The following is an 11,685-nucleotide window of genomic DNA, read 5'->3' on the forward strand; positions in this document are numbered from 1 at the left end:
AATTAGATTATAAACTATATTCATACAATTTTTAAAGGGTTAAATTACAAAAAAATTCTATTTTCTTGTAATTTAACCCTATTTTAATATTATTTCACTTTTAATTGAGACCATTTCACACTAATTTTGTCTGTCATCGTGCGAAGTAAATGTAATGGTGTATATGCACATTTTATTTTTATTGGTTTTCTACGTATGCAATATCCATCCCCACTTAATAATTCTTGATCCATTTCAGTATGTGGCAGTTTCATATTAAAGAAATACACATCGTTATTTTGTGTCGTTCCCAATAAATAACCAATACTTCTCTTTCTAATTTCTGCAAACCATTTTTCATGAGAATAGCTATTTAGACTAGACGTTGTAGCCGCTGTCATAAAATGAATCCCTTTATTTTTACAGTTTTGGACTATTAGTTCCATTTTATTTTTCGCCTCATAATCAGTAGCTAATATAGTTAACATTTGATCAATATCATCAATCGCAATGATTATTCTCTTATATGGAAATTCCACTGTTGCGTTTGGATCTATAGAAGGCATTACTGGTTCTCTATTATTTATTAGCTCTAACAATTCATCTAATATTTCTTTTAATTGCATACCATCTGTAACCTTCTTCTTCACATGAGGTAAATCTCCAAGAGCTAATATGCCTGTTGGTCTTTCACCAAGGTCTACTAAGTATAACTCAACCTTTTCTGGAGAGTATTGGTATGTAGTAGTGAACAGAAGCGTTTGTAATAGCGATGTTTTTCCACCTTCTATTCTTCCCCCAACAAATATATGACTCATTTCATCTAAAGAAAAACTTTGTAAACGAATATCCTCTGTTTCTATACCTGCTGAAATTTGGGCCGTTTCTAATTTTTCAACCATATGCTCTACAAATATTTCTTTAGGTACCATTGGAATATTTTTTGCTTTTTCACCATTCCATTCCCTATTCATTTTTTGAATAATTGTTTTTAATTGTTGGGAGTACTCAAGTTCACTTTCACCAATAAACGGCAATGCTGCTTGGAATAATTCCGGCGGTTGCCCTTTCATTAATCCACGGCCAACAGGAACTTCAATTAATGGGAATTTAGGTCTGCCAACTAAGTTATGATATTCTGTTCCATCTTGCAATTCGAATGTAAGTGCCATCGGTATATTATTACGAACACGATCGAACATATCAATTGTTTGATTCAGAGAGAAATAGAAATATACTCCGTATGTACTTGATTCACGCAATAATAATTCTAATACTTCATTTTCTTTCTCGAATTCATTTTTGAATCTTATATAACCATCTACCATTACTACTATAGCTGGTATTTTCTTCTCTACCATTCGGTTATACATAGAGAATGACTTTGCACCGATATTAGAAAAACTCTCTTTTCTATCCGTGATTTCCTTCTTCAAAAATCCGAATAGACGTTTCATTTTTTCATTTTCGCCTTCTTGTACAATCCCGCCTATATGAGGTAAATCTCTAAAATCTAAGAACATACGACCAAAATCAATAACATAAAAATTCACTTCTTCTGGTGTATGAGATACAGCTAAGGACATAATAATGGTTTGCAGCATCGTCGTTTTTCCTGTACCTGGCATACCATATATATTTAAATGCCCTTCTTGTAAATCTAACTTCAGAGGGAATTGTGCTTGATTTGCAACATCATCAATTAATCCTACCGTTACTTGTAAATATTCTTTCGGTTTATTCCACTCACCAATTGTCCAATCTTCCATAGCATAAAATTCTTTTAACAATAATTTTTCCGGTAATGGATCCAGCCAAGGTCCTGGTAATGCTTTAATATTTTCTTTTTCTGATACGCTCTGTACATATTGAATAAAAGCTTGGAGTTGTTTCGGACTATTTGTCATTGGTTTTGGACGCTTTTTCACTTTTATTCTTTCACCCGAAAGCTTAACTTCTGTAAAGTCAACAATATCAAGAACTTTCTCTTCATCTGGATTATAAGGTGCTCCGCTCCATGCAGATTGAAACAATTCTAACACTTCATTACTGCCGACTTGTAGGTATCCCCGTCCTGGTACATTGATTTTAGATGCGTCTGGAATCTTTAACATTTCACGACTATCCGCGTCATCTTGTACACGTAAACAAATTCGAAAACGCGAGTTACTCCAAATCTTGTCATTTACAACCCCCGAAGGTTTTTGAGTTGCTAATAATAAGTGAACTCCTAATGTCCTTCCTATTGCAGCGACACTAATTAGCTCGTCCATAAATTCCGGTTGTTCCTTTTTCATTTGAGCAAACTCATCAATAACAATAAATAAATGTGGTAAAGGTTCTTTTTCACGCCAGCTTGTTTCATAATATTCATCTAGATGCTGGACATTTCCAGCCTGAATGAATAACTTTTGTCTACGCTCTAATTCTGCCTTTAATGAAATTCTGGCACGCTCAATTAAGTTTGGATCTTCTAAGTTCGTAATAGATGCAATAATATGCGGTAATCCCGCAAATGTGTTTGACATTCCACCACCTTTATAATCGATAAGCATAAATGCCATCTCATGAGGATGATAGGTTGCTGCTAACGCTGCTATTATAGACTGAATAACTTCACTTTTTCCTGATCCAGTTGTACCAGCCATTAGACCGTGCGGACCATGCCCTTTTTTCTCTATTTTATCGTGAATATTTAGAAAAACAGGTTTACTTCCCTCTCTTACACCAATTGGAACCGGTAATGAAGTCGGATATCGATTTTCTTTCCATCTCTCGAGCACTTGTAACTCTTCCATGTTTTTAGCTTGAAACAAGTCTAAAAATGTTAATACTTTCGGAATGTTGGCTGCTGTAGAACTTTTCATTCGAATTGGAGCAATGCTTCGCGCTCCTAGTTCACATCGTTCGAATGAAAGTCGATCTACTTTAAAACTGGCACGCGTTGTCCCACTGTTTTCAGCTGAACTTGAAAAAGTTTCTACTAACTCACCATTTTCTCCATTTAAACTTATAATAAGATCACATTCCATCGGTAACCGTTCCCTTTGTTCCGCAAAAATAAATGTAGAAGCTCCTACACTTTCACCTTCTCTAAGTAACATTGGAGTTAAAGGATCATCCTCTAAAAATTCTCTCGCCGATAAGAAAAAGACATACATTGGAATTAAAGGAACTTTTGCATCCGCTTGCGCAGAAGAATTATAAATTCTGCGCATGTTAAGTGGGGTAAAGAGTACTTCAGCTAGCTTCTGCGCATCTTGTTGATTTTCAGATAAAAAACGCATACTCCTCTGTTCATCCCATACGTGAGGAAGCCACCTCATCCAATCCCACTGTTTTTTCTCCTTCTCATGATAAAAGGCTGCTATTTTCACTTCATTTGGTGCATGATGTGTCATAATTTGCGTCGTTACAATTCGAATAAAGTTTAGTCTATCTTCTTTATTTCCAACTACACCAATTACATCGTTTTTTTTCAAAGAAATTGAAATGTGTCCATTAGGTATCGTATTGAAATCCCTTTTCACATTTTGTGCTTCTGTAACTAATGGATTTTCTTCATAACCTTGCTGCTCAGGTACCTTCAATTCTACAAGAAATGGGCTTTCTCCTGTTCCAATACGAATATCTAAAAAGTCCGGACTTTCAGGTGTACGCTCCCATAAATTACTTTCTCGGTTTTCAATTCTTTGTACACTTTTTAATGGGCTTGGATTTTGTGTAATTAAATATTTTGCTTGTTCAACCTTTAACGTATCTAATTCCACTCGATGCTTTTGAATTTGCTCTAAGTATCTTGTTTGTAATTGTTCAACCATTTGACGATGTTCTTTCTTTTTACGGAAATGCCCCATCGTTGTAATTACATATGATCCCAACATCGGAATACTTGAAACCATCATTAATGGCATATAACTTGAATTCATCTTCATAAATTTCATCATTACAAAATATAATATCAATGTTAAAATCGTCATCATTGCTGGCAGTAACATTGTTTCAATTGAAAACTTCGGCTCCTCCGGTATATTCGGCGGATCATGAATAATAACATCCCCTGTTGGTATATCTACTTTCACACGCGGAGAGCGTTGAAAATACGGTGATTTTTGCACAAAACATTTCTCCTTCCCCATTCAAAAACTATTACTCAATGATTTTCCATACATAATCTTCTCTACTTGAAGATATATCTGGTTTAACAGGTTCATTATAAACTTCTTCTGCCGGTTGCATTTCAAAAGAAGGGATAATTGCCCCTTTTTTATATAGCATTACATATTGTCCATCCCAAACATCATTATCGCGCAACGTTTCATCATTTCGTATAGAATGCCATTCTTCTTTATCTTTTGCCACTCTAATTTCATAGATACCGCCCAATGCTTCGTCTATTTTTTCATGATGTAAAATTGCTTCAATAATTTGTACTGCTTTTACATCATTAGGAATTGCAATATCAATTTCTTCATTTGATTGCTTTATGTATGTCACAATAATCTCTTCCACATTTATTCACCTTTTTCCATCGTGTTGTTACCAAGAAATATCTATAAATGAAATATCATCACTTGTCGGTGAGCACTGCGCCCTCTCGATTTCTGTTAAGACTTCCTCAAAGTTATACTGCTTAAGCGATACAAGTCCGTCTGAATGAATAACTATCCGGTTTACTTCTTCTCTGGATAATGTCTTTGAAAACACCTCCAATGCACCTCCAATAATGCCACGCTGTGTAGACCATCTTTTCTCTATATTTCTCTCAAACTTCATTACATTCGAACAATTCTTCTTATCTTGAAACAATTGTACAAATGAATCACCATGTGTAACTATCGTTACTTGTACTTTGTCTTGATTTGGAATGAGTTCTATTTTTCCACCAATAAACATAGCTTCACTACCTTGTTTTCTCTTTTCTTCCAATACATCGCGAAGTAACCACGGTGTTTCTTCTGGCAATTGAAATGCCCTTATTTCCTCTGACGCTTCTTCTTTCCACTTTTCCAACTCTTCATTTAATAGAATAGAAATATCCTGTTCCGTTTCTGGAAATGTTTCAAATAAGTTTAATAATTTCATACCAAGAAATTTCGCAGCGATTTCACCATGAAAAGACATCCCTACACCATCACATAACACAAATGTGAATTTAGTTCCATTATCTTGAAATACTAAAAAATCTTGTCCACTCTCATTTAAATCCTGTGTTTCTTTAGCTCTTACATAGCTATATTGATAAGTAAAATGTTTGCTTTTCTTTTCTTGCAATACCGTTTCTTTCTCTTGCGACAGGATATATTTCACTATACTTCTCCCTCCTATCGAACCGGCGTCGCAGCGGACATTTGAAATCCAAGTGACACTAAATCGGCATTTGTACCAGGAAACATCATCACCGCACCATCTGCAATATGAAAACCATGTTCCGTCATCATCTCACGATAGCTTTGAGGGATAGGCGATGAAAGTCTTTGCAACTTTGCACCATACTCATCCGTAATTTCTGTATTTGGCATAATCCCTTGCCACTTCTTTATATTAGTAATTTCGTCTTGCATAATTTCATCTGAAATAAAAATATTTTCAATTAGCACATTTCCATCAGGTACAGACATATCCATAATTCTTCGCACAATTAATTCTGGATCTTCACCAGTTGAAGCACCGTCTGTCATATGACAGACCACAGGAGCTGGTCCATCTTGTAAATTTGGTAATTCCTTTTGCAATAACTTCTCCACTACAGAGAAAGCTTTTGCTGTATCAGTTAAGCGATGCGTTTGGATTTTTTCTAGTGGGCGCAGTCTTGCTACTTCGTCTATTGTTTTCACCCCACCCAATAGATCAAAAACATGATCGCTATAGGCTAAAATAGATAACTTATACCTTGGAAGCAAGCGACTACCTTTTGTTGAACGAAATACCATTTGGCGAATCGCTAAAGATAGAGCATCCGTTACAATATCAATTCTTCTTTTTTCTTCTCCGCCTGCATCCATCATTTGATTCATTGATGCGCTTACATCCAGAAGATAAATTATATAAGCTGGTGTTTGTTGTGTTGCTTGAGTTTGATATAACATGTTTCATACCCTTCCATACATTATTATATGAACTATTTTTATATTCATATTTTATTATAACTTATGAATTTTCTATTTCTCAATTCATTATAAAATTTTCTTGATATAATTTACATATTTTCACACGAAAAAACCATTATTATCTCCTTTAACTTATGTTGAAATGCATAAAACCCTTCTATATTATAGAAGGGTTTTAATGTTATGGTATAAGACGTGTACAATCCCTCGGAAAAGCACTCGCTTCTCTTACATTCGATAATTCTAATAGCTTATACACAACTCGTTCTAATCCAATTCCAAAACCACCATGTGGCGGACAACCGTATCGGAATGTATTTACATAAGATTGAAATTTCTCTGGATGTAATCCTTTTTCTTTAAAAGAGGCAAGTAACATGTCATAGTTATGAATTCGCTGTGCACCTGACGTAATCTCTAGCCCTTTATACAATAAGTCAAAAGAATCAGTAATAGCTGAGTTCTCTTTATTTTGCATCGTATACATCGGTCGCGCTTCTTTCGGATAATGTGTAATAAAGACAAATTCACTATTATATGTTTCTTTCACATATTTCCCTAGTAACTTTTCACTTTCTGTATCTAAATCCCCTACAGGAGATTCTTTTCGATACTTACTTTTCAAAACTACTTGTGCTTCTGATAATGTGATTTTAGGAATTTCTCCAATGACAGGTACTGTTATTTGTAATAATTGCAATTCCTTTTCACATTTTTCTCCTACTTGTTGAAACATATATCGTAAAACATCTGTTTCTAATTGCATCACTTCATAAAAATCATTTATAAACCCAAGTTCTACGTCTAACGATATATATTCATTTAAATGTCGTGAAGAGTTATGATGTTCAGCCCGGTACACAGGAGCAATTTCAAAAACACGTTCGAGTCCTCCCGCTACCATCATTTGTTTATAAAACTGTGGTGATTGAGCTAAATAAGCTTCTTTTTGGAAATATGGAAGCTTAAAAACATTCGCTCCTCCTTCTGCCCCTTGCGAGACAATTTTCGGAGTAAATACACGTGTGAAATCGTTCTCTATTAGGAACTCACTAAAGCTTTGAACGAGTGTCGATTTCACTTTAAAAATCGCCGCGGTTCGCTCATGTCTTAAAGATAACACCCGCTCATTCAATAATTGATCTAAGCCAACTTGTAACTTCTTTTTATTTATTTCAAACGGGAGTGGTTCTGCACCATTTAATACTTTCACTTCATGAGCGAGTAGTTCAACACCTAATTCTGTTTTCGTTGTCTCTACTATTTCACCAATTACTTGGACGACACTTTCAACATCAACTTTGTATCCAGCTAATTCATTTTCTAATACGCATTGAATAACTCCTGTTCGGTCCCTTAATAATAAAAAACTAACATTTCCAAGATGACGAATCTTTTTTATCCACCCTTGTAGTAATACAACCCTCCCGCTATGCTCCGTACATTCTCGTGTGAGTGAACGCTTCATTATTTGATCCATTATATTTCCCTCCATTAATTTTATTTTTATTTACGTTATTGTTATTGTTGTCGTCATCATCATCCACGGTCACTCACCTCCTTTCAAAGAATACAAAAATCCGCCCCTATAATAGGGACGGATTTTTCCGCGGTACCACCCAAATTGTCATAATGACCATCTTAGCCCTGATAACGGTAGGTACCGTTTGCTTTTACTAATTATCACGTTCAAAGCAACACTCACAGGTGTCTTTCCATCATGCGGTATCGCAATCTTCCCAGCAACCGATTGCTCTCTGTAGACCCTTGCATCATGTACTTTTCCTAATCATCACTTTTTATATTTACAGAGTATTCTATCTCTTTGTTTTATAAAACGCAAGCCTTTTTAAATATTTTTTGATTTTTCACATCCAATTTCGTACAATCTCCTCTAAAGCCATTCCACGTGAGGCTTTCAATAATACGATATCCTTTTTCGTTATAACTTTTAATACTTCCTCTGCTATCTTGGCTTTATTATTAAATGACTGTACTTTTCCTGTATCATATTTCTTTCTTACTTCTTCCGCTACAATTTCAGCTAACTCTCCGTAAGTAAACACATATTGAATACTCTCTTGATTTAACATTTTACCAATTTCTCTATGATATGTTTCAGCTTTTTTCCCTAACTCCAACATATCCCCAATTACTATAATTTTTTTCTTATAGGCATTTAATTTCTGTAACGTTTCAATTGCAGCCTTCATTGAAGAGGGACTGGCATTCCATGCATCGTTAATAATCGTAAAACCTGTTTTAGCAGTTAAAAATTGAAAGCGCATATGAGTAATATTAACTTGCCGCAATGCTTCCTGTATTTTTTCTGTAGGGATATTATAAAATTGACCTACAGCGATTCCGACAATCGTATTAAAAATATTATGTTTTCCATGTAAGGGAACATCGTACTGTATTTTTGAATCATTTAATTTAAAATGAACACCATATTCATCTAATTGCACGTTTGTTGGAAACAAATCATTTGTATACTTTTCACCAAATGCCTTACAATTTATACTCGATAGATTCTTATTTTGCAAAAGCAACGCTTCATCACCATTATATAAAAACAAACCATTTCCTTTTAACCCGTCAATAATTTCTAATTTAGCCTTCGCAATCTCTTCTCTTGATCCAAGCGTTTCTAAGTGAGACTGGCCAATCATTGTAATTACCGCTAAATCTGGCTGTGCTATTTTTGATAAGTTTCGAATTTGTCCTTTTTCACTCATCCCCATTTCAAGTATTAAAAACTCTGTATCTCGTTTCATTTCTAAAATTGTTAACGGCAAACCGATTTGACTATTAAAATTGCCCTTTGTTTTATGCACACGATGAGTTGTACTTAAAATCGTGCTTATTATATCTTTTACCGTTGTCTTGCCATTACTACCAGTAATTCCGATTACTTTTACATTTAGCTCTTTTCGATAAAATTGTGCCAATTGTTGCAAAGCAAACAAAGTGTCATCTACAAATATAATTGGTATCCCTTTTGGCGGAGTACCGTAAGACTTTTTCCATAAGGAAGCGACAGCTCCATTATCCATTGCTTCTTTCACATAATCATGTCCATCCTTCACCCTAATGATTGGAACGAATAAATTTCCTTCTTTAATGTTTTTGGAATCTATGCAGACACCATGTATTTCTATATGATGAAACGATTCTTGTAATCCTTCTCCATCTACTACCTCTTCAAGTTTTTTCAAATTCATTTGAATCAAAGTATCACCTTTTTCCATTTTATTACATAAACTCTATTTCATTTACGCATATTAATAAAGTGAAACTTTAATCAGTGGGGATTTTATTCATCCCCACTGATTATTAGTTGAACCAATCGGGCTTTTATGGGCAGTTGATCCCCCACCTAACTTCTTTGCTTTCCCTGAATTTTGAGGTGGGGGTCTTACTGCCCGTTAATGCGGGATAAAAATTTTGTAGCGAGGTGTTTATATGAAAAAAGCGATTAGTTTCTTTCTCCTTTTGTTATGCCTAATTGTAGTAAACGAAACATACGCCTATTCACCAAAATCTTTACCAATCTCTCAAAACTCTGATCAATGGCAAGTGAATATTGATGAACCGAAAAAAACAAGTAAAAATATGCTTCAAGCTAAAAAAGATAAATTTCAAACATATCAATTTTCAGTAAAGAATGTTGGAGAAAACGAAGTATATAACGTACAAGTTGAAGTCTTCCGCAATGAACCAAATATGAAAACAAAATACGAACTCTTTTCCCTAAAAGAAGGTCGTCTAGCAAGTGGAAAAACTGGATTTAGACATGCTAACTTCCCTGTTTCTACAAAATCAGATGAGGTTGACGTTATAATCACTTGGCAAGAACACCCTTTCCGCTCGATGCGAAACGGTCAAAAAGTTGAGTCTAGAAAATTTAAAGAGCATTTTGTTTTTAAAGACGCAAAAAAATAAATGGAATGCGTATAAATTCACACTATCATTGATATAGCTTAATTTACTAGTACCAGTTCTTAAGCAAATTAAAAAGTCGTGGCTTATAAATGCCACGACTTTTTATATTAATTCGTACTAATTCCTCTCGCTACCCAAATACGATCGATATCAGCAGCATGTTGTCCGCCATATAAAAGAGCATCCGCTTGCTTAATCGCTTTTGCTCCATCACTGAATTTAGAGTTTGGTGTTAATGACCAGTGCGATTGTAAAATGATTTTTGTCGCTACATCACGGCCAAAAGCTTGCGCCATCTCGTATTGACCTTGAGCCCAAATTTCACCATCATCATGTACTTCATTCGTTATATCTCTTGGATAAACTTTATTCGTATCTAATCTGCGTAAGCATGTTGGATCTGAACTAGAATAAGCTGTTGCATCCCATTCTCCAACACATGCTTTTCCGTACCCTGTAGTCGACACTGCGTCTTCATAAGTAGAGCCTAAGAAATCTCCAAACCCTTCTCCCATCGCTCCGCCTTCTGCTGAACTTCCGAATCCAGGTACTTGATTATCTTGAATAGAATGTCCATATTCATGTGCAATAATGCCAGCATCTTCTGCATCATCCACTCCACCAGTACCGAAAGTTAAAGCTTTTGTTGACGGAGAATAGAATGAGTTATCATCAGTTGTACCATTAACATTCACTTTTATCGAGCGGTTATTAATATTTTTAAAACCTAACCCTTGAATGTAACGCTGTAATGTATCGATATGATAATACGACATAACATCTTCAAAGCTATCATTTGCGCGTGTATAGTTAAATTGTAGGTTTGTAGATTTCGTTTTCGCTTTTGAAGAAATCGTTACATACTCCCCAATTAAAAACCCTGTTCCATCTAAACCTTTTAACGTAACAGTTTTCAATTGATTCGTTAGTGCTGTTGAATCTGCATCATTATTATCTTTTAATCCTGTTTTACTACCACTAGATACGACAGGGTTAGGTAAAAACACTTTTCCTGTTCCTTCTACTTTTCGGTTTATATCAACTTTTTTAATTAACTTTCCATTTTCTGCATCAATAAATGTTTCCCATGCACCAAATGGATTATTAGAATGGACTACCACTTTATATACTGGACGAGCAATTCCCTCTTCAACAATATATCCGAATTCTTTCTCTGTAGGAGCCCATAAGTTTTGCTCACTTGCTTCTCCAACATACGCCATTGATTTTTGTATTGCATCTTTTTCACTAATTTTTGTCGTTACTTCCTTCACACCTTTGACAGATTGATAATCAGAAACTGCAAGTACTCCCTTTCCCTCTCCGTTAAGAGTAACTGTAATTTGTTTTGAAAATACAGGTGCACCATTAACAACTTGTTGGAACCTAACATATGAAGCTACTGACGTTTCTGTTGTAGAAATATATTGCAAGTCTGAGAGGTCTGTTTTCAATCCATACTGCGCAGCATTTTCTTTTAAATATTCAGTTGCTTTTTTCTGTGGCGAATAAGCTTCTAGCTTTACTTGTTGTTGTTTTTCCAACGCCGAAACCGTAGAAATCGTCCCCATTACTAACGGCACAGTCATTGCCATTGCCACCATTTTTTTATTAAACATAGAACCACTCCCCCTAATAAATTGAAACCTTT

General features: G+C 35.0%; 8 protein-coding genes and 1 other annotated feature. Of the genes, 1 reads left to right on the forward strand and 7 read right to left on the reverse strand.

What is annotated here, in order from left to right; all coding sequences use genetic code 11:
* Nucleotides 1-89: 89 nt before the first annotated feature.
* The 6 genes from essC to QCI75_RS16185 form a co-directional block, all read right to left on the reverse strand.
* Nucleotides 90-4,097 carry a type VII secretion protein EssC gene (gene essC, locus QCI75_RS16160; RefSeq protein ID WP_144506829.1) on the reverse strand — a complete coding sequence of 1,336 codons (4,008 nt, stop codon included), beginning with the start codon at nucleotides 4,095-4,097 and terminating at the stop codon, nucleotides 90-92.
* 31 nt (nucleotides 4,098-4,128) lie between these two features.
* Nucleotides 4,129-4,491, reverse strand: a complete 363-nt coding sequence (locus QCI75_RS16165) for a ubiquitin family protein (RefSeq protein ID WP_002031623.1) — start codon at nucleotides 4,489-4,491, stop codon at nucleotides 4,129-4,131.
* A gap of 27 nt (nucleotides 4,492-4,518) precedes the next feature.
* On the reverse strand, nucleotides 4,519-5,292 hold the full coding sequence (locus QCI75_RS16170) for a PP2C family serine/threonine-protein phosphatase (RefSeq protein ID WP_144506828.1): 774 nt from the start codon (nucleotides 5,290-5,292) through the stop codon (nucleotides 4,519-4,521).
* Nucleotides 5,293-5,303: 11 nt separating this feature from the next.
* On the reverse strand, nucleotides 5,304-6,068 hold the full coding sequence (locus tag QCI75_RS16175; RefSeq protein WP_088058533.1) for a vWA domain-containing protein: 765 nt from the start codon (nucleotides 6,066-6,068) through the stop codon (nucleotides 5,304-5,306).
* 202 nt (nucleotides 6,069-6,270) lie between these two features.
* Nucleotides 6,271-7,569 carry an aspartate--tRNA(Asn) ligase gene (aspS, locus tag QCI75_RS16180; RefSeq protein ID WP_353760827.1) on the reverse strand — a complete coding sequence of 433 codons (1,299 nt, stop codon included), beginning with the start codon at nucleotides 7,567-7,569 and terminating at the stop codon, nucleotides 6,271-6,273.
* Between the two features lie 110 nt (nucleotides 7,570-7,679).
* Nucleotides 7,680-7,891: a binding site (T-box leader), on the reverse strand.
* Nucleotides 7,892-7,957: 66 nt separating this feature from the next.
* Nucleotides 7,958-9,340: a UDP-N-acetylmuramoyl-tripeptide--D-alanyl-D-alanine ligase gene (locus QCI75_RS16185; RefSeq protein WP_144506826.1), complete on the reverse strand. Its 1,383-nt coding sequence runs from the start codon at nucleotides 9,338-9,340 to the stop codon at nucleotides 7,958-7,960.
* 214 nt (nucleotides 9,341-9,554) lie between these two features.
* On the opposite strand from QCI75_RS16185, the gene QCI75_RS16190 reads away from it, so the two are divergent.
* Entirely contained in the window at nucleotides 9,555-10,034 is a 480-nt protein-coding gene (locus QCI75_RS16190; RefSeq protein WP_144506825.1) for a hypothetical protein, read from the forward strand.
* Nucleotides 10,035-10,141: 107 nt separating this feature from the next.
* Here the strand turns inward: QCI75_RS16190 and QCI75_RS16195 are convergent, their stop codons facing one another.
* The gene (locus QCI75_RS16195) at nucleotides 10,142-11,653 is read right to left on the reverse strand and encodes a M36 family metallopeptidase (protein ID WP_144506824.1); all 1,512 of its coding nucleotides are present in this window, start codon (nucleotides 11,651-11,653) and stop codon (nucleotides 10,142-10,144) included.
* Nucleotides 11,654-11,685 lie beyond the last annotated feature (32 nt).

The organism is Bacillus cereus group sp. RP43 (genome assembly GCF_040459645.1).
Classification (GTDB): Bacteria; Bacillota; Bacilli; order Bacillales; family Bacillaceae_G; genus Bacillus_A; species Bacillus_A mycoides_C.

What these genes read in the sequence shown, in the direction of transcription:
- QCI75_RS16175 (WP_088058533.1), bottom strand. Translation starts at nt 6,068, where the DNA reads ATGTTATATCAAACTCAAGCAACACAACAAACACCAGCTTATATAATT.
- aspS (WP_353760827.1), bottom strand. Translation starts at nt 7,569, where the DNA reads ATGGATCAAATAATGAAGCGTTCACTCACACGAGAATGTACGGAGCAT.
- QCI75_RS16185 (WP_144506826.1), bottom strand. Translation starts at nt 9,340, where the DNA reads ATGGAAAAAGGTGATACTTTGATTCAAATGAATTTGAAAAAACTTGAA.
- QCI75_RS16190 (WP_144506825.1), top strand. Translation starts at nt 9,555, where the DNA reads ATGAAAAAAGCGATTAGTTTCTTTCTCCTTTTGTTATGCCTAATTGTA.
- QCI75_RS16195 (WP_144506824.1), bottom strand. Translation starts at nt 11,653, where the DNA reads ATGTTTAATAAAAAAATGGTGGCAATGGCAATGACTGTGCCGTTAGTA.